General features: G+C 27.1%; 28 protein-coding genes. 24 read left to right on the top strand and 4 right to left on the bottom strand.

Annotated elements, in window-relative coordinates:
* The first annotated feature begins 220 nt into the window (after window positions 1-220).
* Window positions 221-1,966: a ribonuclease R family protein gene (locus KQ44_RS09165; RefSeq protein ID WP_096737139.1), complete on the top strand. Its 1,746-nt coding sequence runs from the start codon at window positions 221-223 to the stop codon at window positions 1,964-1,966.
* 77 nt (window positions 1,967-2,043) lie between these two features.
* Here the strand turns inward: KQ44_RS09165 and KQ44_RS15045 are convergent, their stop codons facing one another.
* From KQ44_RS15045 to KQ44_RS09155, 3 genes are all read right to left on the bottom strand, one after another.
* Window positions 2,044-2,472, bottom strand: a complete 429-nt coding sequence (locus KQ44_RS15045) for a methyl-accepting chemotaxis protein (protein ID WP_240516672.1) — start codon at window positions 2,470-2,472, stop codon at window positions 2,044-2,046.
* Window positions 2,460-3,848 carry a methyl-accepting chemotaxis protein gene (locus KQ44_RS09160; RefSeq protein WP_240516567.1) on the bottom strand — a complete coding sequence of 463 codons (1,389 nt, stop codon included), beginning with the start codon at window positions 3,846-3,848 and terminating at the stop codon, window positions 2,460-2,462. Before KQ44_RS09160 ends, KQ44_RS15045 begins: the two co-directional genes overlap by 13 nt.
* Before the next feature lie 161 nt (window positions 3,849-4,009).
* Complete coding sequence (locus tag KQ44_RS09155; protein WP_096737138.1) at window positions 4,010-4,693, bottom strand: pseudouridine synthase; 684 nt, start codon at window positions 4,691-4,693, stop codon at window positions 4,010-4,012.
* Between the two features lie 338 nt (window positions 4,694-5,031).
* Between KQ44_RS09155 and KQ44_RS09150 the strand changes: the two genes are divergently transcribed.
* From KQ44_RS09150 to KQ44_RS09130, 6 genes are all read left to right on the top strand, one after another.
* Entirely contained in the window at window positions 5,032-5,760 is a 729-nt protein-coding gene (locus tag KQ44_RS09150) for a flagellar filament outer layer protein FlaA (protein ID WP_096737137.1), read from the top strand.
* A gap of 24 nt (window positions 5,761-5,784) precedes the next feature.
* The gene (locus KQ44_RS09145) at window positions 5,785-6,492 is read left to right on the top strand and encodes a flagellar filament outer layer protein FlaA (protein ID WP_096737136.1); all 708 of its coding nucleotides are present in this window, start codon (window positions 5,785-5,787) and stop codon (window positions 6,490-6,492) included.
* A gap of 140 nt (window positions 6,493-6,632) precedes the next feature.
* On the top strand, window positions 6,633-6,776 hold the full coding sequence (locus KQ44_RS14440; RefSeq protein ID WP_168171265.1) for a hypothetical protein: 144 nt from the start codon (window positions 6,633-6,635) through the stop codon (window positions 6,774-6,776).
* 20 nt (window positions 6,777-6,796) lie between these two features.
* A complete protein-coding gene (locus tag KQ44_RS09140) occupies window positions 6,797-7,300 on the top strand; it encodes a hypothetical protein (RefSeq protein WP_096737135.1) in 504 nt (167 codons plus the stop codon).
* A gap of 19 nt (window positions 7,301-7,319) precedes the next feature.
* A complete protein-coding gene (gene mazG / locus KQ44_RS09135) occupies window positions 7,320-8,102 on the top strand; it encodes a nucleoside triphosphate pyrophosphohydrolase (protein WP_096737134.1) in 783 nt (260 codons plus the stop codon).
* A gap of 156 nt (window positions 8,103-8,258) precedes the next feature.
* A complete protein-coding gene (locus KQ44_RS09130; RefSeq protein WP_096737133.1) occupies window positions 8,259-8,687 on the top strand; it encodes an ankyrin repeat domain-containing protein in 429 nt (142 codons plus the stop codon).
* A 62-nt stretch (window positions 8,688-8,749) separates the two neighbouring features.
* Here KQ44_RS09130 and KQ44_RS09125 read toward each other — a convergent pair whose 3' ends face one another.
* Entirely contained in the window at window positions 8,750-10,297 is a 1,548-nt protein-coding gene (locus tag KQ44_RS09125) for a bifunctional UDP-sugar hydrolase/5'-nucleotidase (RefSeq protein ID WP_096737132.1), read from the bottom strand.
* 161 nt (window positions 10,298-10,458) lie between these two features.
* On the opposite strand from KQ44_RS09125, the gene KQ44_RS09120 reads away from it, so the two are divergent.
* From KQ44_RS09120 to KQ44_RS09040, 17 genes are all read left to right on the top strand, one after another.
* Window positions 10,459-11,484, top strand: coding sequence for a SagB/ThcOx family dehydrogenase (locus tag KQ44_RS09120; RefSeq protein ID WP_096737131.1), 1,026 nt, complete (start codon window positions 10,459-10,461; stop codon window positions 11,482-11,484).
* Window positions 11,485-11,536: 52 nt separating this feature from the next.
* The gene (locus KQ44_RS09115; RefSeq protein ID WP_096737130.1) at window positions 11,537-12,628 is read left to right on the top strand and encodes a streptolysin associated protein SagC; all 1,092 of its coding nucleotides are present in this window, start codon (window positions 11,537-11,539) and stop codon (window positions 12,626-12,628) included.
* 59 nt (window positions 12,629-12,687) lie between these two features.
* A complete protein-coding gene (locus tag KQ44_RS09110) occupies window positions 12,688-14,034 on the top strand; it encodes a YcaO-like family protein (RefSeq protein WP_096737129.1) in 1,347 nt (448 codons plus the stop codon).
* On the top strand, window positions 14,009-14,668 hold the full coding sequence (locus KQ44_RS09105) for a CPBP family glutamic-type intramembrane protease (protein WP_096737809.1): 660 nt from the start codon (window positions 14,009-14,011) through the stop codon (window positions 14,666-14,668). Before KQ44_RS09110 ends, KQ44_RS09105 begins: the two co-directional genes overlap by 26 nt.
* 12 nt (window positions 14,669-14,680) lie before the next feature.
* On the top strand, window positions 14,681-15,415 hold the full coding sequence (locus tag KQ44_RS09100; RefSeq protein WP_096737128.1) for a hypothetical protein: 735 nt from the start codon (window positions 14,681-14,683) through the stop codon (window positions 15,413-15,415).
* Window positions 15,416-15,738: 323 nt separating this feature from the next.
* Complete coding sequence (locus KQ44_RS09095; RefSeq protein ID WP_096737127.1) at window positions 15,739-16,431, top strand: ABC transporter ATP-binding protein; 693 nt, start codon at window positions 15,739-15,741, stop codon at window positions 16,429-16,431.
* Between the two features lie 374 nt (window positions 16,432-16,805).
* Window positions 16,806-17,522: an ABC transporter permease gene (locus KQ44_RS09090; protein WP_096737126.1), complete on the top strand. Its 717-nt coding sequence runs from the start codon at window positions 16,806-16,808 to the stop codon at window positions 17,520-17,522.
* Between the two features lie 73 nt (window positions 17,523-17,595).
* Window positions 17,596-17,892, top strand: coding sequence for a hypothetical protein (locus KQ44_RS09085; RefSeq protein WP_096737125.1), 297 nt, complete (start codon window positions 17,596-17,598; stop codon window positions 17,890-17,892).
* Window positions 17,870-18,064, top strand: coding sequence for a hypothetical protein (locus KQ44_RS09080; RefSeq protein WP_096737124.1), 195 nt, complete (start codon window positions 17,870-17,872; stop codon window positions 18,062-18,064). Before KQ44_RS09085 ends, KQ44_RS09080 begins: the two co-directional genes overlap by 23 nt.
* Before the next feature lie 169 nt (window positions 18,065-18,233).
* Window positions 18,234-18,764, top strand: coding sequence for an ATP-dependent protease subunit HslV (hslV, locus tag KQ44_RS09075; RefSeq protein ID WP_013113511.1), 531 nt, complete (start codon window positions 18,234-18,236; stop codon window positions 18,762-18,764).
* A 3-nt stretch (window positions 18,765-18,767) separates the two neighbouring features.
* Window positions 18,768-20,129, top strand: coding sequence for an ATP-dependent protease ATPase subunit HslU (gene hslU, locus KQ44_RS09070; protein ID WP_096737123.1), 1,362 nt, complete (start codon window positions 18,768-18,770; stop codon window positions 20,127-20,129).
* An 84-nt stretch (window positions 20,130-20,213) separates the two neighbouring features.
* Window positions 20,214-20,675 carry a bacteriohemerythrin gene (locus KQ44_RS09065; protein WP_096737122.1) on the top strand — a complete coding sequence of 154 codons (462 nt, stop codon included), beginning with the start codon at window positions 20,214-20,216 and terminating at the stop codon, window positions 20,673-20,675.
* Between the two features lie 93 nt (window positions 20,676-20,768).
* Window positions 20,769-23,084: an apolipoprotein N-acyltransferase gene (lnt, locus tag KQ44_RS09060; protein WP_096737121.1), complete on the top strand. Its 2,316-nt coding sequence runs from the start codon at window positions 20,769-20,771 to the stop codon at window positions 23,082-23,084.
* Between the two features lie 9 nt (window positions 23,085-23,093).
* Window positions 23,094-24,275, top strand: a complete 1,182-nt coding sequence (gene cheB / locus KQ44_RS09055) for a chemotaxis-specific protein-glutamate methyltransferase CheB (protein WP_096737120.1) — start codon at window positions 23,094-23,096, stop codon at window positions 24,273-24,275.
* Window positions 24,272-24,760 (top strand): hypothetical protein, encoded by a 489-nt coding sequence (locus KQ44_RS09050; RefSeq protein WP_096737119.1) that lies wholly within the window; start codon window positions 24,272-24,274, stop codon window positions 24,758-24,760. The genes cheB and KQ44_RS09050 overlap by 4 nt, the downstream gene beginning before the upstream one ends.
* A 12-nt stretch (window positions 24,761-24,772) precedes the next feature.
* A complete protein-coding gene (locus KQ44_RS09045) occupies window positions 24,773-25,192 on the top strand; it encodes a hypothetical protein (protein WP_096737118.1) in 420 nt (139 codons plus the stop codon).
* A gap of 346 nt (window positions 25,193-25,538) precedes the next feature.
* Entirely contained in the window at window positions 25,539-25,979 is a 441-nt protein-coding gene (locus KQ44_RS09040) for a DUF262 domain-containing protein (protein WP_096737117.1), read from the top strand.
* The last annotated feature ends 71 nt before the right edge of the window (window positions 25,980-26,050 follow it).

Genomic DNA, 26,050 nt, shown 5'->3' with positions numbered 1-26,050 from the left:
TAAAAATTCCATATACAATTTCAATATGACTATTCAAAATAATGATACTGTTTTATTTTATCTATTTTAGAAAATATAATTGTTTATATATATCAAAAAAATGTAAAAAACACTCAAAAAATTATGAAGTTTTACATTTATATGATTTTTTTATTGCTTTAATTGAAATAACTTTGAAAAAAGTATATATTATTTGAAATTTAATTTGGAAGGTGAATTAATGAAAACAGTAGAAGAATTAATAAAGAAGCTTATGAAAAATCAAATGGACTATAATATATTCATAAAATTCAATTCAAAAACAGCAATTGAAAAAACAGCATTAACAAATTTGATAAGAAAAGCTATAAGCGATGGTTATATACAAAAAACTGATGGTAATTTGCTTAAAGTTACAAAAGAAGGAAGACAGTATATTAATAAATTGGAAGGTAAAGAAGAGGCTCCAAAAACAGTAAAATCGGTTAATGTAAATATTGATCTAAAAAATGCTAAAGAAGATTCTAAAATTATATCTAAGGCTTATAATATAAAACAGGATTTCAGTGAAGAGTTAATTAAGTATGCTGAAAAAGTAAATGAGTCTGCTGATTTTAATAATATAGAAGAAGATAGGGCTGATTTAAGAAATTTAAAAACCATCACTATAGATAGTGAAAGTTCTAAAGATTTGGACGATGCTTTGAGTATAGAAAAACAAGATGATGATAATTATAAAGTTTATATTCATATTTCTGATGTAAGCCATTTTATAGAACTTAATTCTCCTTTAGATTTGGAAGCTAGAAACAGAGGAAACTCTACATATTTGATTGATGAAGTATATAATATGTTTCCTGAAATTTTATCTAATAATGTAATTTCTCTAAACGAAAACACAGACAGATTTGCTATGACATTATTAGTTCATATTAATAACAAAGGAGAAGTATTATCTTCAGAAGTTTTTAAAAGTGTTATTAATTCTAATAGAAAGCTATCTTATGATTATGCAGAGGATATTATAGATAAAAAATGCCAAGATGAAGATTGGCTTATGGTTTTAATTGACAATGCTTTAACTATAAAAAATTTATTATATAATAGAAGAAAAGAGGGCAGGGGAGTTGAATTTGATAATCAGGATATAAAAATTGTTTTAAATGATAACGGCATACCTATAGAGTTTTATGCAGAAGATAAAAAACAATCTATGTCAATAGTAGAAGAATTAATGCTTTTAGCAAACAGTGAAATAGCAAAAAAGCTCTCTAAATATGACGGGGTAATATACCGTTATCATGGTGTTCCAGATGAATATAGATTTAATAATTTTAAAATACTAGCTCATAATAAAGGCTACGATTTAAAAGAACTTCCAGATAAAAGCTATGATATAAAAGAGTTTGTTGATAGGGTTAAAGGTAAACAGGAAGAAAATTTGCTTATACCAGTTTTGCTTCGTTCAATGACTCCTTCGTCTTATAGTATAATAAATAAAAGTCATTTTGGTTTGGGGCTTGATTATTATACTTATTTTACTTCTCCTATTAGAAGATATGCTGATTTACTTATACATAGAATAGTTAAAGATACTATTTTATCTGGTAAGGAATTTATAGAAGATAATTTAAAAAATATATGTAAAGATTCTATTGATAGTTTATCTCTTCTTGATAAAACCTCAAAGAAAGCAGAGAGATATACAAGACAAATAAAAGCAGCCAGGTATATGAAAGACAGATTAGGTGATGAATATTATGGAGTTATAAGTTCTATATCTCCAAAAGGTATTTATGTAGAGATAGAAGGTTTAGATATTGAAGGGTTTATAGAATCTATTTATATTGGTTCTAATTATAGATTTTATCAGGATATGCAAAGTGTTTATATAGATAAGATAAAGGCTTATGAGTTAGGCGATAGAGTAAAAGTATTAGTTGCTAAATCTAATGTGGAAAATGGAAAGATATTTTTCTCATTGTAGGATTTAGCAGTATTTAAAAATTTAGATATTTTTTATAAAAAGCAGGGAATAAAAATATACTCCCTGCTTTTTTATTATTATTTCACTTTAAAATATTCTATTTCATTAATAATATCTTTACTCATATTTGATATTTCCAAACTTGAAGATGAGTTTTGAGTAGCCAAACTAGAGTTTTCCTGAGTGATATTGTTTAATTCTTTTATAGCAATATTCATTTGGCTTATTCCGTCTTCTTCCTGCATTATAGATTGAGATATATCCTGAAGTTCTATTTCCATTTCTTTTACCAAATCATTAATAGTATTTAATATAGAAGATGATTTATTTGCCGATTCATTTCCAATTTCTACTCTTTTTACAGTTTCATCTACAATGGAAGTGATATTATTTGCCGCCTCATTAACAGTCTGAGCTAAAGATCTAACTTCGCTTGCTACTATAGCGAATCCTCTTCCCTGTTCTCCAGCTCTTGCCGCCTCAACAGCCGCATTTAAAGCAAGTATATTAGTCTGAAATCTATAGACTGTATAAGTTTGGTTATTTCAGATATTTTTTTACTAGATTCAGATATCTCATACATATGAGCAGATATTTCATTAACAGCTTCTACACCCGTAGTTGTGGTTTCCATTATTTTTGAGCTTTTATCTTTTGCCTGCAATGAATTAGAACTTACTTCTTTTATAGAACTTGATAAAGACTGCATTGAGCCTGTAAGTTCTTCTATAGCAGCAGCCTGAGTATTTGTTCTGTCAGATAAATATTCGCTGCTTGATGATATGTTTTCTATTTCTGCATTTATTGTATTAAGATTTGACTGAAGTTTTGACACAACATTCCCTATAGTGTTTTTCATATTATTTACATATGATACTAAAGAGCCTGATTTATCATTTTTATTATCATTATTTTGACTGTCTATAACAAAGTTTCCTTTCGACATTTGATCTATGCTATTCATAGCCTTATCAAGCATCTGAGATATAGGTATAACTACGAAGAATGCTAATGATGTTTGTATTGCTATTAAAATAATAATAACTAAAAGATATGCAAGCATAATATTTCTTATTCTATTATTGATAGCATTCATATTTCCACGTATTACAATTTTATAAGGAGTGTCTCTTAATGATTTTATAGTATACCATTCATTTCCTACTATCTGCATTATAGCTTTATTAGGGTCTTCTAATGATTTTGCATCTTTAAATAGAGGTTCTTGATATACATTGTATTTGTCATTAAATATATATTCTTTATTTTGATGCGACATATAAAGTCCTGCTGAAGTCATTATATTTACCTGATTGTCGCTGATTACTTTTTTTGATATATTATTCATTTCTAAGAAGTCTATACCTATAACTCCTTTTAGTGAATTATTAGTGTATACAGCTAATGACAATGTTATACATATTCCTCCTGTATTTGCATCAACATAGGGTTCTGTGATAAAAATTCCATTTTTAGTTAGAGCTCCTTTATACCATAATCTTGAAGTTTGATCATAAGTATTAGGATAAGGAGTTATACCATTAGCAAAAAGCCCTCCGTCTCTATATGGTATTTCATTTCCGTATAGTATATCATATATGTTTTTATTTGATTTTAATATGCTTTCAAGTGTTTTTCTTATGCTTGTAAATGAATTATCGTTTGCCTCAAAATATCCTCTTAATGTATACATTACATCGTATATTTTTTCCATTTCTGTAGATAAAACTAGTTCGGTATTATCCATCTCTATCAATGTGTTTTTTATAAATTCATTGGTATATACTTTTCTATAAGAAAAGTACATAATAATATAGGCTACAAGCAAGAAAACAGCAAAAGGGATAATTAATTTTAATAATAATACTCTGTTGTTTTTCATAAAAATAACCTTAAAATAAAATCCTCAAGTAGAAAGTATATAAAAAAAATTTTTGTGTCAATTATATTTAATAAAATAACCATATGGTAAAATATAATTAACATTTACTATTATATATATAGCTTAAAAAATTGTCAATTTTTTATAAACTCTATAATAAATTAATTATTTAATATAGAGTTTATTTCATCTTTTTTTAGATGTTTAAAAGAACCTTCTTTTAAGTCATCTAATAATATATCGGATATTCTTAATCTTTTTAATATTATTACTTCAAATCCTATTTTTTGACACATTCTTCTAATCTGTCTATTTTTTCCTTCTGTAAGAATGATATGAAATGAGTTTTTATTTATTCTTTTTACTTTAGCAGGTTTTAATTTTTGTCCATCTAAAGATATTCCATATTCAAGTTTTTTTAAAGCTCCATCTGGTATACTATCATTAACTTTGACAAAATATTCTTTTTCGCAGTTTGTATTTTCACCTATTATTTTTCTGCTAAATACCCCATCGTTAGTTAGTATTATAAGTCCACTGCTGTCTTTATCAAGTCTTCCCACAGGATATATATTATTAAAATCATTTTTAATCAGATTGTATATAGGTTTTCCCTCATTTTTATTTGAAGATACAACATATCCTCTAGGCTTATTTAATTTTATATATATTTTATCTTCTCTGTATTGTTTTATATCACATTCTACCTTATCTTCTTCAGAAACCTGATATGCTGGGTTTGTATTAACTATACCATTTATTTTAACATTCCCATTTTGAATAAGTTTGTCAGCTTCTCTTCTGCTTGCTATATTTAATGATGCTATGTATTTATTTAATCTCATTTTTTATTATTTTACTTTATTTATTTAAAAAAAATTATAAAATAATATTAACACAATATAAATTTTAATCAAATTTAAATGATTATTTCCTAAAATTATATGAGCATTATATCGATATAATAGTATGAGAATTTTATATTTTATAGTTGACAATTTTTGTTGATTATAATATAATGGTGCTAAGTTATTGGATATAATTGCTTAGCTATAAATATTAAGGAGAGTGCGCTATGAAATTCTATAGAAGTACGAGAGATTTTTCTCGCTACCTCATAATCATTTGTCTATTCATAAGCATATGTTCATTTGCTGTTTATGGACAAACTTCTAGTGTTTACATGGAAACTAGACTACTTTACAACTTTGAAACATTAGATGAATGGCAGCCAATATCAAATGCTAGCCGTTTTATGTTTAGAGGTGATAGAACAAATGAAAATGGTGTTGTAATGAAATATCCTAATATGAGATTGTTCGCTACAAAACCATATGGTATGGGTAACCAAAGCTATAATTCAACTAATTCATTATCAGTAAGTGTTTCTTTTTTCAGAAAATCTTATAACTTCTTTGATTTAGTTCCAACAGTACAAAAAATCATACCAGGAAAAGCTCAAACTTTTGATGTTTGGGTATGGGGTGGTAACTATGACTATACTATGGAAATGATATTTGAAGATTATCTTGGTTATACTTATACATTGCCTTTGGGATCAATTAGATTTATCGGCTGGAGAAATATGAGTACAGCAGTACCATCTTTCATTCCTCAAGAAGAACCTTATGTACCTAGAGCAAAAGGTTTAAGATTTATGAATTTCCGTTTCTGGTCATCACCAGAGGAAAGAGCTGATAATTTTGTAGTTTTGTTGGATTACTTCCAAACTGTTACAGATACATTTAGAGAAGCTTATGACGGTTCAGATATTGAAACTACATTAGGTCAGGAAGTTGGCGGAAGATCTTCTGAACAATATACAGAAGGTGGAGCTCAAGTAGTAGGTGAAGAAGGCGGTACAACAGCAGCAGATACTACTGCAGAACAGCCACAAGAAGCGCAACAATAAGGTATAAGTAAGGAGAAGAATAATATGAAAAGATTAAGTATCTTGATAACAATGTTAATTCTAACTGTTGCATTCTTGTTGTTTGCCCAAGATGCGGCTCAAACAGGTGAGCAAACTACTCAAAATCAGCAAGGTGAAGAAGGTAACAATTTTGTAACTGAAGCTATTACTAATTATTTGATAGATGATTTTGAATTTGCTAATACTTGGCAGGCTTCTATGCCTAGAGATTACGGTGTAGTTAGCATTATTCGTCGTGAAGGCGGTCCTGCTGATGTAGTAGCTGAAGGTGCTGAAAATAATAAATATATTTTAGGTGCTAAAGTAGAGTACTTCAGAACTGGTTATCCTTGGTTCTCTGTAACTCCTCCTAGACCTGTTAAAATTCCTGGTTATACTAAAGAACTTAGTGTTTGGGTAGCAGGCCGTAACCATAATAATAAAATGAGTTTTTACGTTTATGATATAAATGGAAAACCTCAGTCAGTTGGTAATGAAGCTCTTAACTTTATGGGTTGGAAAAATATAACTGTTCAAGTTCCTGCTAATATAAAACAGGAAGATTTTAGAGGTCAAGTGGAACAAGGTATCAGCTTTATGGGTATACATGTTAAAGTTGATCCTAGAGATTCTTATGGTAAATACTATATCTATTTTGACCAATTAATGGCTAAAACAGATATGTACTTAGAAACTTACAGAGAAGAAGATGATCCATTAGACACTTGGTAATATTAAACAACAGATGAAATTAAAGGCGGAGTATGGCTTAGCTACTTCGCCTTTTTTATTTCTTATAACTTGAAATTATTACGATTATATATTAAACTGTAAAAATATTATAAAGAATATTATTGAAGTGAGAGTCTATTATGTCACCTATAAATATATTATTGATTATTGGTTTTGTACTTCTTGCTGTATATTCTATTACAACTAGAATAGTTAATAGCAGAACCGAAAAAGATAAAAAAGAAAATGTAATTAATAATGATGATGAAAAAAATATTGAATAAAATTTAATAAAAGGGTTTTTATGTCAGAATTAGTTTTATATATAATAATAGGTATAATATGTGCTATAATATCTCTTATACAAAAAGCAAATAAAAAAAATAAAGAAAATACAAAATCAAAAAATACAGTGAAAAATAATAATAAAAAAACTTATACTCATAAAAAAGTTAATAATAATGAAGAGGAAATATTCAGAGAGCTTAAAAAGAATATGGAATCTTTAAAAAATTACAGTGAAGATACTTTAAGAAAAAATACTGAACATCAAAATATATATACAAGCAATTATGAAACCTCAAATAATGACAGAGAAATATTAGAGCTGCAGCAAAAATATAATTTAAAAATATCTCGAATTAATAATATAAAGGAAGATGTAAGTAACAATGATTTTAAAGTATCAGAAAATAAAAGACATGTTAGTCATATGCTATCTTCATTGGATATAAAGAATGCTGTAATATATAATGCTATATTAGAACCAAAGAGAATTAGCTATATAAGAAAATCAAAAATTAATTAAAATATACAGGCTTAAAATTATGAATTCATTTGAAGAATTAATATCTATAATAAAAAGATTACGTGGGGAAAATGGCTGTGCTTGGGATAGAGAACAGACTTTTGAGAGTCTAATACCATGTTTTTTGGAAGAATCTTACGAGCTTGTTGAGGCAATAAATAATAAAGATTATGAGAATATAAAAGAAGAGCTTGGAGATGTACTTTTGCATGTTGTGTTTTTTTCGGAACTTGCAAGAGATGAAAATAAATTTAATATAGATGATGTTTGCAAAAATATTAATGAAAAACTTATAAGAAGACATCCTCATGTGTTTGGAGACAGTAATGTTAAAGATGTTGAGGGTATACTTAAACAATGGGATAAAATAAAACAGATAGAAAAGAATAATTCAGGATTTAAAAGCGTTTTAGATGGTATTCCTAAATCACTTCCTATAATGGAAAAATCTTATAAGATGATGAAAAAAGCGGCTGGTGTAGGATTTGAATATAAGAATATTGATGATTCGCTTGCAAAAATAGATGAAGAGCTTTCAGAAGTTAAAGAGGCTTATAATGAAAAAGATAAAGAGCACTTGGAAGAGGAAATAGGCGATTTGATTATGACAGTTCTTGATTTTGCACGTATGAATAAAATTAATCCAGTAAACTCTTTAATAAAAGTTAACGAAAAATTTAGAAAAAGATTTAATTATGTTGAAAAAACAGCATATGACTTGAATAAAAAACTTGAAGATATGTCATTAGAGGAAATGGATAATCTTTGGAATGAATATAAAAAACAAGAGAAAGAAAAATAACATCCAATTTTTTAAAAATAAAATAAAAAAATAATATATTTATTGGCTATATATAAATAATAGGATTATTATTTTTGTTTCTTATCTTCTCTTCTTATTGCAAGAATTTTAAGTTTATATTATAATATTAATACACTAAATAATGGGGTTTGTTTAATGGCTATTAATGCTAATTTGTACAAAAGATCTAAGCTATATGATTTACTTTCAAAAATTTTAAAGAAGAAAGACGATGAAAATTTTGATATGAAAGAAAATATTGATAAGGCTTTGGAATTAATAGATAAAAGTACAGAAGAAGAAGTTAATTATGCTGACAATAAAATAAGCTGTCTGCATTTAGCTGTTCAAACTGGTAGTCCTGATATAGTTGCCGCTTTGATTGCTAAAGGAGCTGATGTTAATGCTATTAATGAAAGAGGAGTAAGTCCGCTTCATTTAGCTATTATTAAAAATCAGCCTGAAGAAGTTATTAAAATACTTTTAGATAATGGTGCTGATTATAATAGGGAAGAAGCAAATTTTTCTGCTGTTATGCTTGCTGAAATAATGAATGCTCCATATATGCATTTATTTAAAAAATAATTTTATTTTTATATAAAAAGAGCCTGTTTCATAAAGACAGGCTCTTATTTTTTATTTAAGTTTTACTCAAATATTACCCTAGGTTTTTCATCAATATAATCTGTTGGTATATTATTAAGTTTTTTTATCTGTGATATTAAAGCATCTCTTATATCATTTCCAGTCATAATAATATTTTTTCCTTTTCTTCCTATAGGATTATTTTCGCTGTCAATATATCCGTCTCCGCCGTCTAAAATATAATCAGACATTACTATATTATAATCTTTATTTTCTGTAATATCTTCTCCGTTTAGTTTGGCAGATATCAATTCTCCTTCGGCACTATATACTATTTCAATGCCTCTTGAATACTGAAGAAAACCTCCGCCTCCTCTTTTTTTAGCAGATATTTTTATCATATCAATCAAATCTTTACCGTTTAATGAAAGAGTTACAGCCTGATTATTAAAAGGGAAGAATTCATTTTGTATTTTTCCTAATGTGATATCTCCTGAAGGAAGAGATGTTCTTAATGCCCCTGAGTTTACTATGGCTATATCTATATTATCATAAGAATCAAGCACCAAATCGCAGGCAAAATTTCCTATAGCCATAGAATTAGTTCTTATTCCGTCTTGAGGAAGTTCAACAGGCAAAGTACCTATTCTTACATTAAACTCTTTATCAACAGTACCTTTCATCTCATCAATAAATGCAAGCATATCTTTATCCTGTTCTATATTCTGATCCATTAATACCAATTTATAATCAAAATTATTTATAGTGCCGTTGCTAACGCTTAAATTAATATCTCCTAAATACTTTCCATAACAGCCAGTTTGTACTATAGGCGTACCATTTACAACATCAGCTTCATGCAGTTCGGTATGGCTATGTCCTCCTATTATTATATCAAATGTATTAGGTATAGCCTCTGCTACTTTTTTATCCATTTCATAGCCTATATGACTTAATAGTATTGTAACATCATTAGTAGTATTAATAGGTGTTTTTTTAAGAAAATCTTTTAATGCCTTTATTTCCTCTTCAAATACTAAATCTTTTACACTTGAAGAACTATAAACTGGTTCTGTAGTTGTTACTCCTATTATAGCTACATTAAGACCATTAACGTTTGTAACCATATAAGGCAAAGCATAATAACTATTATCAGTCTTATTTTTTATATTGATAGAAAGTGTTGGAAATTTTCTATCTTTCATTATTTCTGTAAAATTATCGAGTCCATAATCAACAAAGTGATTTCCTATAGTTACAGCATCTACCCCTATCATATTCATTATATCTACTTCATCTCTTCCCTGAAATACTGTAGAATAAACACTTCCTGTAATAGTATCTCCAGCATGAAGAACTAATACATTATTGTTGGTAGATTTTACCTGTTTTATATAAGCAGCTCTTCTGGCAGCTCCATACATATAGTTAGTTTCAGGCGGATTAACTTCTTTGTTTACAACTTTTTCTTCTTCATCTTTACCATGTGTATCATTCATGTGTATTATAGTAAGATTTCCATTATTTCCAGTCTTTTTGGAAGATGAACAAGAAAATGAAAATAAAATAATTACAGTTAATATGAATGCAAATTGAAATTGTTTTTTCATATTGCTCTCCTTCAAAATAAAAATTTTATAATATTGTTAAAATTATATACAATTTATTTTTGTTTTCAATACTATAGAAAATAATTGCTGGATATTTTTATGAAATTTATTATATTTGGTTATTATATTAGATTAAGTTTTATACATGCGGAAAAAATTTTATGGGCATTATTAAGAAGACAGATAAAAAAGAGAAGAATAATAAAACAAAAAAAATAGAAATAAGCAGAGAAAAACTTGAGGCAAGAGAGATACCATTACTTTTTAGTATTATAAATTTTTCTTCAAATATTCCAATTTCTATGTATACCGATACTATAGGAATAAAAACTGCCGAATCATCATACAGAGGTGCGATGCATTCTGAAGTAAATAGAAATATAAGTGAGGAATATCTTTTAAACTCAAAAAAATCATCAATAGATTTATCGGTTTTATATAATGTTTCTAGCTATTCATCTTTTCCCATAGACGCTTCTTTAAGTAATAGAGTGCTGCTTGAAGAGGAAGTTCATAAAAAAGGAAATGCCGTAAAACTACCTCCTTATAAAAATATTAATGCCCCTATAGGTTCAGTAATAAGGTCAAGAAGAAGCAGAAGAGATTTTAAAGGCAAACCTCTTACTTTAAGTGATTTATCTACACTTCTATACTATGGAGATGGCATTTCTGGTGATTTTGATTTTAAGCTAAATAAAGATGAATATAGTACTATAACTTTCGGGGATAAATATATATCAAAACTTCGTACAGCTCCTTCTGGAGGAGGACTTTATCCTATATATCTTTATATAGCAGCTCTTAATATCAATAATCTTGATAAAGGAATATATAAATATATGCCTTTTACTCATTCTCTTGAAAAAATTAAATTATTTAATGATAAAGATTTAGAAAATTATTATAATACTAATGTTTTCGGAGGAGATATAGATTTAAGAAAAACTGCTTTATCTATTTATTATGTATACAGTATATATGAAAACTCCAGAAAGTATGGTGATATGGCACTTCAGTTTGCATTGATAGAAACGGGGGAAATTGCTCAAAATATACAGCTCACAGCAGCAGCAAGCGGTATTTTAGCATGCGATATTGGAGGATTTAATAAGACTTTATCTGAAGAGTTTTTGAATATTGACGGACAAACTAATAATGTTGTGCATCTTACTTTGCTTTCAAAATGATTTTATATAAATTACATAAAAAAGAAAAAATAAATAATTAGGTTGATTTTGTATGGCTAAAAAGAATATTAAACTTTATGATAATGTAAGCATCTTTTTCAGTTCTGATAATGAGATAAGGTTTAGAAAGGGTATATGGAACTTTGAAGAGGCTTCTTTAACTTTAGATGATTTAAATGATAATATGAAAGAAGTTATAATATTTATTGCAAATGAACTTTTTGATGATAAACTTATATCTTTTGATGATATAGTAAAAAAATTCTCATTAGATGAGAATGACAGCAATGTACTAAATGATATTGTATCTTCTTTGATTGGGAACAGATTTTTAGAGTATGATGATAAAAAAAATAATATGCAAAATACTGTTTACGAGCTTATAGGAGAATATTTTTATGATATTCCAGATGAAAGCAAAATAGAAAAAAATAAAATAATTTTTATAACCGATAATGATAGATTAAAAGATTATGCTTTATTAGTATCTAAAGATATATATATAAATATTGACATGATGAGTTCTGATGATATAAAAAAAATAGAAAAATCTAATCTTACAGATACAACTGATGCTATTGAAAATATAGAAATAAAAAAAGAATTATTAAAGTTATTTGATAATATATCATGTGTAGTTGTAAGTATAGAGAAACCAAGACTTAATTTGCTTAGAAATATTAATAGGCTTATCCTTGATAAATCAATACCAATAGTTATATCAATACTAGACGGACCATTTTTAAATATTACAACTATAAAAGGAAAAGAAACAGCTTGTTATGAATGCTTTGAAAACAGAGTAATAGCAAGAAATGAAAGTTTATCGGTTTATAATAAATTTGTTAAGCAGACTATGAACTTTAAAATAAAAAATAAAAGAACCTATATAACTCCTATTTTGCAAAGTTTTACTTCAATTGCTTTGTATGAAGCATTTTTATTTGCGGCTATAGGTAAATGCAAACTAGCAGGACGTGTTATTAATGTTTATATACCTTCTATAGAGATTCAAGTGCAGGATTTGCTTAGAGTGCCTTTCTGTCCTGCTTGCGGTCATATAAGTAAGGCAAAATATAATGAAATGTACACTTCATCAAAAGAAATTATAGAAAAGTTTTCAAGCAAGGTTATAGTGAAATGATAAAAAATTATAAAAAAATGCTAAAAAATAAATTGTTAAATAAAAACGGATAAAAGTATATGATTAATTATTACCCAAGTCATAAAAATATTTTAAATAAATATAATTCTATTTGCGGACATCAGACTGGTATAATGGATTCTCTTATTATAATGCAGGCTAATTCTGTAATTGCTGAAAATATTAATACCTGCACAGCAATGCTTCCTAATTATCATAAAATATTATTAGGTGATAATGCTGAGGTGAATTATCATCTTTCAGGATATGGTATATATAGAGATGAAGCTATTATAAGATTATTAGGTGAGGGTATTGAGAGATATGCTTTATTTACTTCAAATTTATATTTTGAAGAAAAACTTAAATATCTTTCTTATAATCAATTAAAAGAAAAATATCCAGACAATGTTATACCTTTTGAATATGTTAAAATATATACAGATGAAGATTTAAACAAATTAAATAACATAGGCATTTTAGAAAATATTACAGAAAATGATGTGCTTTCTTGGGTGCTTCTTCCTTCTTTATTTGACAGTAAAAAAGAATATTATGTTCCAGCACAGAATTTCTTTTTATCACATATAATAAGAAGGGATAAAAAAGAAAAAGTATTTATAGGCGGATTCTCAAAGGGTAGTGCCAGTCATAAAAATATTTATCTTGCTTTAAAATCGGCTATTAATGAGATAATAGAATGCGATGCCTGTATGATAAAGTGGTATACAAAAAGCAAAGTTAAAGAAGTCATTATTGATGATGATATACTTAATGAAACTATTAATATGATTCTTAAAGACATTAATTATAAAATAAGAGTATTTGATTATACAGCTAATAATAATTTGGGCTATGTTTTTACCGTTATGCTTATAAACAAAAGTGAAAAAACTCCATATATTGTAGTAGGTGCTTCCTCTGGTCTTAATCCTAGAAAGGTAATATACAGGGCTTTTATGGAGGCTTTGGCTATACTTACATTAAATATTAACGGGGTATTATCCATGCCTAGTGATTATTTAGAAACTGTATCAGAAAAAAATTATCTTAATCTTGATAGTAATGTTAATTATTGGGCTAATTTAGAAAATAAAGATAAAAAATTAAAATTTATTAACAGTAAAATTTCAGAAAAAATGGAATTAAAGAAATATAAAAATCTCGAAGTTAATACTCAAAAAGATTTAGAATATTTATTAAAAGGTATTAATAATATTTCAAAATATGCAGTTTATTTAGATATTACTCCTTCTGAAATAGAAAATAAGGATTTTTGTGTTATGAGAGTTTATATACCAGAGCTTGTGCAGATGTCTATGCCTGCTTTTCCTTATAGTAATCACCCTAGGATAATTCAAAATGGAGGAATATCAAATAATGAATTCCCGCATCCATTACCTTAGTGCTCTGCTCGTTCTTTTAGCTATTTCTTTTCCTACTTCTTTGATTGGAATATTTATAAAGTTAAATTTCTCTAAGATAAACAGAATGCTTCCTAATGCTTTGAGTTATTTATTATTTGTAATAATGGTATTTTTTACGGGATATATTGGAAGTATTAATTATAATGCCAATATATATTTTATTATTACAGCTTTTATATTTTCTTTTGTATGTATAGCGTTAGAATTATTTGAAGGCATTATTATTCATTTTATTAAATATGGAGTTTGGATAAGAAATATAGAAGTTCATGAAATAGTAGAAAAAAAGAATATATTTATTGATATTATAATTATATTTATAGGTGCTTTATGTGAAGAGATTATTTTCAGGCAGGTATTTTTTAATATTTCGTATAATATATTTTCTGTTAATATTGTTATTTTTATTATAATTTCATCTTTTATATATGCTCTTAATCATATATATTTCGGTGCTAATGCTGTATTTCAGAAGTTTATTGCAGGACTTATATATTCTTTATTATTTGTTTACTCTTCTTTTAATATAATAGTACCTGCTTTATGCCACTTTTTTCAAAACACTATTTTGTATATATTATCATTAAGAAAATTAAAGAAATATAATATATAAAGAGAGGATAAATTGATATTTTTAGAAATTGTACCGTATATATTAGTATCTTTTATACTAGGTATTTTAATAAAATTTTTAGAGCATAACAATATAATAAATAACATATGCTTTAATTTGATGAATCATAATAAATTAGAATATGATGAAATGCATGTTTATGTAAGTACTTATATATATTGGATTTTTATGTTTGCTTTTGCTTTGCTTATAAGTATTTTGCAAAAACAAAATATTTTGTTATATTTATATATGGAGAGAAAATACATAATTTATATTTTTATTAATATTTTCGCTGTTATTTCTGCTTTTGAAATTATTATGGCGGTATTAAGTTTAATTAATAAAGATATAAGGGCTAATGTTATATTTAATAATATATTATCAGTGCCTTCAGTGGATTTGCTTTACTCTTCAAGAATAAATCCTAAATGGATATTGATAATATTATCAAGTATAATAAAATGTTTATTTTTTAATGGGATAATATATTTGGCTCTAAAGAGTAAATTATCGAATTTATTTTTTACTATTTTCATATCAGGTATGTTATTTTCATTGGAAGAAATTTTCAGAGTAACAAGTATTAAACAGGCATTTATATTTACTATAGCCTGCTTAGTGGTTACTTTTATTAATTGCCTTTCATTTGAGTATAGCGGAAGTTTGATACCGCCAATATTTGCTAATATAGGTTTTACTATGTATTATTTCGGGCAGTTTGAAAATATACGCAGATACTATTAAATTATTGGTATTAATTTCTTTATATGAATATTTTTATATAAAGAGTTTAATATAAAAAAACATCAAAAGGAGTTGTTGATATGATTAAATATTCTTCAAAAGTACGCACAACATGTTCTCTAAAAAGCCAATCTGTTGTATTGACTCCTGGAGGATGTTGCTGCTCTTGTTGTTGTTCTTGTTGTGTTAATGTAACAACTACAACAAACAATTAATTTATTATAATAATTGTTATAATAAATTTTTATGCCTGCTGTATTGATAGTTTTATTATTAATGCAGCGGGTTTTATAATAATTGATAAAATTTGGTAACTGCTTAATATGGAAAGTTTGATTAGTGCTAGAAACATAGAGAAAAAGTTTAATAAAAATACAATATTAAAAAAAATAGATTTTGATATAAATAAAGGCGAAGTTATAGCACTTGTAGGACCAAACGGTTCTGGAAAAACTACACTTATAAATATATTATTAGGTATATTAAAAGCAGATAATGGTGAATTAAAAATAAATATAGATAATTATAAAAAGCATATAGGAGTACAGCTTCAGTCTACACCTTTTTTTGAAGGATATACTGTAAGGGATAATATATTGATGTTTTCAGCTCTTTATGATATAAAAATTACAGATGAAGAGATAAATAATATGCTTAATAAATATTCTCTTAATGCCAAAACTTTAGCTATTAAACTTTCAGGAGGCGAGCAGAAAAAACTTGCCATAATGATAGCCACTATGCAAAACCCAGATTTACTTATATTTGATGAGCCTACAGCGAGTTTGGATCCAAGAGAAAGATATAATGTAAAAAATATGATAAAAGAGCTTGCTTACAATAATAAAACAATTCTTTTTACTTCTCATGATTTAGAGGAGGTGGAAGATATTGCTGATAGAATAGTATTTTTATATAAAGGAGAGATATTAGAAAGCGGAAGTAAAGATGAACTTTTAAGTAAATATAATTTTGACAGTTTAGAGAAACTTTATCTGCATATTACTAATTATTAAATTATAATTTGTGGTTATATACTAAACAACTATAATTTGTCAAAATTAATTTTTTAGATTTTAAATATTTGCAGCTTTGCCCGTACCACACTTCTTTTGCTACCGTAGGAAGTCCTGTGGATTGCCACATACGAAGTACGCCTGCAGCGAGAAGCAGGCACAGCCCGCAGTAGCGAAAGGCTAATATTTTAGCTAAATTTAATAATTTATTTTATATATAAAACATAATTAGTACTATTTAGTATTATTTTAGACTTGCACTTTTTGCAACTTTTTGCGGCGGGAAAAAGTTGAATAAAAAAATTGACAAACTTAAAAATTTTTAGTATATACTAAAAATTTTTATTAGAAATAATAATAAATAAAGAATAACTATGAAAACAATATTTAAACTTACAATGAAAAAAGCTATAAGAGATCCTTTTCTTATATTCTGGTCAATATTTTTTCCTTTGGTGATAGTTATATCACTTGGACTTTTTTTTAATATGGAAAGCTACACTATACATATACTCACAGCTATGACATGTGTAAGTGTACTTGCTTATTCTTTTATGACAACAAGTTTTAATGTATTAAGTCAGAGAAGGAGAGGTGTTTATAATTTGCTTAAAGTAACACCGCTTCCTTTATATAAGTATATTATAAGTTTATCATGTGCTTGGGTGATAATATCTATTATAAGTAGTTTATTTGTATTTTTTGTATGTGCCTTATTTTTTAAGATAGAGTTTGATTTTTTATCTGTTTTTTTATTTCTGCCTGTAATAATAATAGCTTCTTTGCTTTATATATTTATAAGTTTTTTTGTCTCCAGTTTTGTAAAAAATAATGAAACAGCCAGTATATTGTATAATATTATTTTAATGGCTTCTATGTTTTTAAGTGATGGGTATTATTCATTATATAATGCTCCTAATATAGTAAAGTTTTTAAGCAAATTAAATATTTTTCAATATTTTTTGAATGCATTTAGGGGAGCTTTTTATTTTGATTTTCGTTCATACTTTATTGGTATAGCTGTACTGTTTGTATGCTTAATAATAGCTTTGATTTTGGCTGTTAATACTTTCAGGTACGCTGATAAATAGTTTTAAATGTAGTATTGACAAAAAATCATTTTTTTATTATGATGAATTTAATAATCTAATTTGGAGGAAGAAAATGTTAAAAAAATTATTAGTATTAACATTGTTCGTATCATTTTTGGCAGTAGGCTGTGAAAAGGTAAAAGAGGCAGCAAGTGCTGTTACAGGAACTATAACAGGAATAGAAGAAACATATGCAGGCACTTGGAATGTAGATACGGATAATAGCAATTTTGATTTATCAGGATCTTATATTATAATAAATAAAGATGGTTCTATGGTTTTTTATTATAAAAAAGATAATAAAACCCTTGAATATCCTTCTACTTCAATATTGAAAAGCTGGAAGTATGTATATAGCAACTTACAATGAAACTGATCCTAATAATAGTAATGTTGTAGTGAATAAATATATTGTTAATATTTCTTTTGAAGAAACCACTAATGCAGATTCAACTACTACAACAGTAGCAAATGTAAGTTATAGCGTAGAATCAGATCTTGCAGGTAATACTTTAAAAGGTGTATTTAATAAAGCTCAGTAATTATTTTCTTATATAAATAACTATAAGGGGGCATATGCCTCCTTTTTTGTAGGTTTTTATAATTAAATTCATATTATAAGTAATAAAAATATATATAATAAATTTGCAATAGATACAAATATATAATACAATATAAGATACAATATATTAATTAAGAGGAATGAAAAATATGTTTAAAGGCACTACTATATGTGCAGTATGCAGAAACGGAATTACAGCAATAGCAGGCGACGGACAGGTTACATTAGGTGAAACAGTAATGAAGCCTAATGCTGTTAAATTAAGAAAATTATACGGTGGTAAAGTTATATCTGGTTTTGCAGGTTCTACTGCCGATGCATTTACATTATTTGAAAAATTTGAAAAAAGACTTCAGGAGTTTTCAGGTGATCTTACAAGAGCAGCTGTTGAGCTTGCACGCGAATGGAGAACTGATAAAATGCTTAGAAATTTGCAGGCACTTATTATAGTGGCCAGCAAAGATAAAATGCTTTTACTTTCAGGTAACGGAGATGTTATAGAAAGTGAGAATAATATATTGGCTATAGGAAGCGGCGGACAGTATGCTAAGGCTGCTGCTATGGCTCTATGCGAAAATACAGACCTTTCAGCTAAAGAAATAGCTAAAAAGGCACTTGAAATAGCTTCTCAGATATGTATATACACTAACAGCAATATTTCTTTGGAGGTTATAGAATAAATTATGTCATTTGATGCAAAATTAGAAAGCGAGCTTACACCAAGAAAGATAGTTGAAGCACTTGATCAATATATAATAGGACAAACAGAGGCTAAGCGTTCAGTTGCTATAGCTTTGAGAAATAGATACAGAAGACGTCATCTTCCAGAAGAATTGAAAGATGAGGTTGCACCAAAAAATATTATACTTATAGGACCTACAGGGGTGGGAAAGACAGAAATAGCTAGAAGACTAGCAAAACTTGTTAATGCTCCTTTTATCAAAGTAGAGGCTACTAAATATACAGAAGTAGGTTATGTAGGACGCGATGTTGAGAGTATGATAAGAGATTTGGTTAATGTAGCTATATTTGAGCTAAAAACTGCTATGATGAAAGAGGTTGAAAAAGAGGCTACTGATATAGCTTTGGATAAATTGGCAAAACTTCTTCTTCCTTCTGTAAAAAAAGAAGAAAATGAAAATGTATCAGAAGAAGAAATGGAAAAAAAGAAAAATGCCAAAGAGCAGATAAAAAAACGTATAGCTAATGGTGATTTTGATGAAAGTTATGTTGAATTAAAGATAACAGGCAGTCAAAATAGAATGTTCGGCATAATTCCTGGTATGGGCTTTGAAGAAAGTGATATGATTCAGTCTATGGTTGGAAGTATTATGCCTCAGAACAAAAAACATAAACGTTTGAGAGTAAAAGAGGCTAAAAAACATCTTATAAATGAGGCTTCAGAATCTCTTATAGATATGGAGAAAATAACTTCAGATGCTTTGAGTATTACTGAAAATATGGGTATAATATTTTTAGATGAAATAGACAAAATAGCAAGCGGAAACAAAACAGATAGTGCTGATGTTGCCCGTCATGGCGTACAAAGAGATTTGCTTCCTATAGTTGAAGGTACTACTGTTAATACAAGATATGGTCCTATAAAAACAGATCATATATTGTTTATAGCAGCAGGTGCTTTTCATATTAACAAACCTTCAGATTTAATCCCTGAACTTCAGGGAAGATTTCCTATAAGAGTGGAATTAAAGGCTTTATCTAAAGATGATTTTAAAGATATATTAGTTAATCCTAAAAATGCTATTACCAAACAGTATCAGGAGCTTTTAAAAACTGAAGGAGTAATTATAGAGTTTGAAGAAGAGGCTTTGGAAGCTATAGCAGATATGGCATATAATATTAATACTAATGTTGAAAATATAGGTGCTAGAAGACTTTATACCATTATGGAAAAGGTTTTTGAAGAAATTTCTTTCAGTGCAGATGAACATAAAGGTGAATTTATAAAAATCAATGCCGATAATATAAAAGATGCTATGAAAGACATTGAGGATAACAGAGACATAAGCAGATATATATTGTAACAGTATTTTGTTGTATAGTATAGATTTTTTGGTTTATTTTTATTAAAATAAATAATGTATAATAAAAATTAATTGGAGTTTATGATGGATAATAATAATAATGAACAACAAGAAACTACGGTATTTATTAAATGGGTGCCTTTGTATGAAACAAGACATAAATTAATAGATAGCCAGCACAAAGAATTGGTAAATATAGTTAATGAACTTTATTTAGCAACAGTAGATAACAGTGCAAATACCAATGAAGCTTTTATTAAAGCTATTAAGAAATGTATTGATTATACTCAGTACCATTTCAAAACAGAAGAAAAAATAATGGACCTTATTAATTATTCGGATGCTGAAAATCATAAAGCTATGCATAAGAGTTTCTATTTGGAAATAGTTGACCAAATTAGAAAATACGAAGAAGGTCAGCCTTTTGTAGCTAACAAATTTATCAAATTCCTAAAAGATTGGCTTTTAGAGCATATAGGCTTTCAGGATAAAAAATTTGTTAATGAAATTAAGGAAGCCTTAAAGAAAAAAGAAGGTCATAATTAATATTTAAGTATGCTGTTATATATAATAAATGTTCTAAGTTTATATGTTGTTGTTTTTAATATAGAGTTGTGTAAAAAATAGGAAATTTTATAAGTGTCGAAAAGTAATTCATACACGGTTGGTGTAATTATATTAAGTATTATTAGTGCTATACTTTTATCTTTGGCTTTTCCGCCATTAAATTTTTTTCCTATTTCTTTTATTGCACTTGTACCGCTTAATATTATAATATATAAATCAGATAAGCTTAGATACTATGTAATATCGGCCTCTATATTTGTACTTGTATTTTTTGGTTATCTGCTTATGTGGGTAACTGCTTTTATGCTGAAAGAAACTGAAGCTATAGTTTCTTTTTTGACATTATTTACTATACTATTTTTAATAATATTTTTATTTTATTTTCCAGCTATGCTTTTAAGCGGTTTTTTATCAAAAAAACTTCCTGCATTTAGGTTTGTTACTGTACCGCTTGTGTTTACATTTATGGAATATATGAGAAATGTAGGATATCTTGGTTTTCCTTGGGGAATTATAGGGTATTCACAGTGGAATTTCTCACTATTTCTGCAGTCTGCTGATATATTTGGCGTACTTGGTATTAGTTTCTTTGTTTATTTCTGTAACTCTGTTATAGCTCATTATTTGCTTTTCTTTGCAGAGCGAAATATTTCAAAAAAGTATCAATATAAAAAACCATATATACCAGCTATTGTATTTATTTCATCATTTTTACTTATTATTATTTATGGGGCTGTGAAAATTAATATTGAAGAATCAAAAAGAACTCTTCAGCCTAAAACTAGAATCGCACTTATACAGAAATCTTTTGATCCAAATGTATATTGGAATAATATATATACTGGGGAGCCTTACCGTAAAAACTCCAAAGGAATACAGGGTTTTGCAGAAAAATTCCTTCTAAAGCCTGAAAAATTTCAAAGTGAAGAAAAGCCTGATGGAGTAACTCAAAATGGCACAGTGTCAGTAAGAAGAATAGCAAATCTAGCCAGAGATGCATCTCTTTCAAAACCTTCATTAATAGTATATCCTGAATCTGTTACTCTTGATTCATATGGGTATTATATAAATGAATATAAAGAAATTTTTGATTATGGGCTTGTTTCTAATTCTATTTATCCTGGTATTTATAACACATATATACTTTATGATATGATTAGATATACTCAAACTTATCACCTTTTAGGTACTACTATCATAAAAGAAGATACCAATGAAAATGCCTATAATCCATATAAATACTATAATGGTATGGAGTTTATTAATGATAGGGGTAATGTTATAGGAGAGTATTCTAAAATAAAACTTGTACCAGGCGGAGAATCGTATCCTTTTCAGGATAATGAGTTTCTCCTAAATACTTTTCCTTTCAAAAATATTATAAACTTTATGTATGCTCAGTTTGATAAGGCGGGTGCTAATAGATGGGACAGAGGAAGAAGTATTACAGTCTTTAATCACCCTAATGGATATACTTTTTCTGGCGTTATATGTTTTGAAAGTGCTTTCGGTGATTTTGTTAGAAAGTTTGTATATAATGGTGCTCAGACTTTAGCTGTTATTACGGAAGATGCTTGGTCTTACAGTGATGAATCTCTTCTTCAGCATTTTTATATGTCTATTTTTAGGGCCGTAGAAAACAGAAGAGATATAGTTCATAATGGTAATTCTGGGGTTACTGGTCATATTTCAAGTACTGGTAAAATTATATCAACTCTTCCTTTTTGGAAACCAGACTATATGGTAGCTAATGTAGCATTAAACAGTGATATAACTATATATACAAGATTTGGAGAGTGGTTTGTATTTCTTTGTTTTATTGGTATTTTAGTTCTTTTGTTTTTTGCTACTGCTAAAAGTTTAATTGAGTTAAAAGAAATCATTAAAAAACGTTTCTTTCTAAAGCAGTCTGCAGAAAATGAGGCGGTATTTGCTGTAATTCCTTCTGCTAAAAAAGTTGATGAGTATATTAATGATGAAGCAATCGATGATCTTCCTAGCTTGGATGATATAGAGGAAGCTGTAGTTAAGAAAAAAGAAAATACTCAGGAAGTAAAAACTAATACTCAAATAATAAATAAAAACTCTGAAATTAATAATATCAAAAATAATAATAAAGTTATACAAAAATCAAAAGAAAGCGGTAATATAAATACTAAAATAGATTTGTTTTCTGATAAATATACAGACTATACAAAGGAAATAACTGATATAATAGAGGATTCAAAATCATACAGTATATTTGATGATAATAAATATACTTCTGATATTTCTTCTGCTTTAACTACAATTATAGAGGAAAATGAGGAAACTTTAGGAAGAGATAAAACTATAAAAAATAATACTAGTATTAAGAATAATATCAAAAAAGATAACAAGCAGCATTAAAGGATATATATGTTGGGAGCCATTAGAGTACTTATAGCTGAAGATTCTAAGATTATTTCTGGAATGTTAAATAATATTCTAGCAAATCATTATAGAATTAATGTTGTAAGTTTGGTAAATAATGGTATAGATGCATATAAATCCATAGTATCTATAAAACCAGATTTTGTTGTTATAGAAATAGATTTGCCTTTAATGGGAGGCATTGAGCTTTTAAAACTTTTAAAGAAAGAAAATATACAAGTTAATATATTAGTTATGACATCTTTAACTAAGAATAAAGATTTATCATCTAGGGCTTTAGAACTTGGGGCTTTAGATATTATTTATAAGCCGCGTAATGTATCTATTGATTTTTTAAAAGAGAATGTATTAAATAAAATAATTGCAATATCAAAAAATAATAGAGAAAATGGTTTAGAGTTTGTTCCTGAATCTAATATAGATTATAAGTTTAATTTTTTAAATAAAAATACTAAAAAAGTTATTGATGAAAGTGAAAAAACAGAAATAGATAAATTTGATGATAATGTGAGAATAATACCTTTTAATCAGAAACAGGTTGCTACGGCTATAACTAAGGTTTTGAAGTTTAAATTTAATACTCCAAAATTAGTTGCTATAGGTATATCAACAGGAGGTCCAAGAGCCTTGAGGATAATGCTTCCTAGTATTCCAGCTGATTTCCCTCTTCCTATACTCATATCACAGCATATACCAAAAGATTTTTCTTCTTCACTTATTTCCAGTCTTCAGGATATATGTTCTATAAGAATAAAAGAGGCTAGTCTTGATGAAGAGTTAATGCCTTCTGTTGTTTATATTTCACCGGGAGATAAAAACATGGGTATATATATGGATTCTGCAGGAAGACTTAAAATTAAATTTTATCCAGACACTGAGAAAAAGTTTATTTATACTCCTTGTGTGGATTATTTGTTTAATACTATTGATGATGTTTTGACTGATAAGGCTATAGCCATAGTGATGACTGGCATGGGTAATGATGGTACTGAAGGTATGATTAAACTTCATGATCATAATAATCTTACTATTGCTCAGGATAGGGCCAGTTCTACAGTTTACGGAATGCCTAGAAGTGTTATAGAAAATAAGGCTGTTCATTTGGTATTATCACTTTATGATATTGCTGAGTTTTTAATACAATATATGAGGTTAAAAATTAGATGAAAAATATTATATTTATTTTAATGATGGTTTTATTTTTAGTTTCATGCCAAAAAGAATATAAGGCAGACAGTGAGTACAGCGTTTATGAGTATGAAACGTATATATCTAAATTAATATCAAATAAGGATACGCTTGAGTTTACTTCTAATTTTGTCCTTAATTTAGATGATAATATAGCTAATATTCTTAAAGAAATGTCTTTAATATATGAACTTACTCCTGTTAATATTATAGAATCTATAAAAAACAGAGGTGCTTTGTATCAGAGGATATTTTCAAATAATGATGATGCTTTATGTAATTATCTTCCTAAAGACGGAGGATATTATGATGTAAGTATTACATATAAAAAATATAAAGATGTTATATTAGCTCAGATTGAATATCCTTCTTTTAATAAAATATCTGAAAACTCCATTGAGTTTGTGGCTATTTATTTAAATGATAAATGGAGCCTACTTACTATTAATTTTTTGAATATTTAAGGATTTATTTTAATGAAAAAATTATTTATTGTATTAGTCATTTTTATTTTATCTTTACTTGCCATTTCTTGCCTTGAAGATTTGGACAGCAGTAAGAAAAAAGATTTATTTATATTTTATGATAATATGAAAACTCAGATACTTGATGATAATATGAACTGGATAGAAAAAAACTCTAATATAGATAATATAGAAAGTATAAAAAATATTCTTACAGACAATAAGGACTCTATAAAAAATTTGCTTTCATCTTCAAACGGAGAATATTCTGTAACTATAAATTATACAATAGGAGACAATACCAGTTCCTATAGAGGATATTATATAATAAGAAACAGTGAGTTTTCTCCAACTTATTATTATATAAGACTGATAAACGAAGCTAATAAATGGAAAATAGAATCTATAGACAGACTTCCTTTAAAATCGTAATTATATATAGCTAAACAATTATATTTAGTAAAAAATTAATTTTTGAATTTATATATTTCAGGGCTTTGCACACCACGCTGTGTGCTACGCAGCAGCCCAGTTCTTTTATGACGCCTGTCCGCCTGTGGCGTGGTATAAAAGAACCAAAATAACTACATTTTGATAACTTAAATATATAATCTATACAACATGTAAAATATTTATTTGTGTAGTAATATTATGCAATCTATTATAAAATAACAAACTAGAAAAATTATTTATCAATAGCTTTTGAGCCAAGTCTATTGTTGATGATTTATATATTTGGTTTATAATCATAAAATATTAAATTTGGAGTTCTATATTTATGGAAGTAATTAAAGCAAATCCAGAATCTGTTAGTGAAATTTTTGATAAAATATATGTAATACCTGAATATCAAAGACCATATTCTTGGGACGAAGAAAAATGTGAAGACCTATGGAATGATATAAAAGGACAATATGAAGAAAATAAAGAAAATGAGTATTTTTTAGGTACTATGGTTCTTATAAAAAAAGATAATGTTTTTGAAGTTATAGATGGTCAACAAAGGTTAACTTCTTTGATGCTTTTATTAAGAGCTTTATATGATCATCATCAATTTAAAGGTATAGAAAGAAAGATGTATATATTTGATAGTTTAAGTGATGATGTAGATAAAAGTAAAATAAAAATAGAATCAAAAGTAATTGAACAAAATAAAGAAGACTTATTCAATATAATATCAGAAGATGGTGCTAGTTTAGATTCAAAAAAATATTTTTAAAATAAATTATGAATTTCTAAAAGAAAAATTAAAGAATGGAAAAAAAATAATGATTTAGAAGATTTTACACG

The organism is Brachyspira sp. G79, assembly GCF_002379365.1.
GTDB lineage: Bacteria > Spirochaetota > Brachyspiria > Brachyspirales > Brachyspiraceae > Brachyspira.
This window is presented reverse-complemented; position numbering and strand designations above follow the sequence as displayed.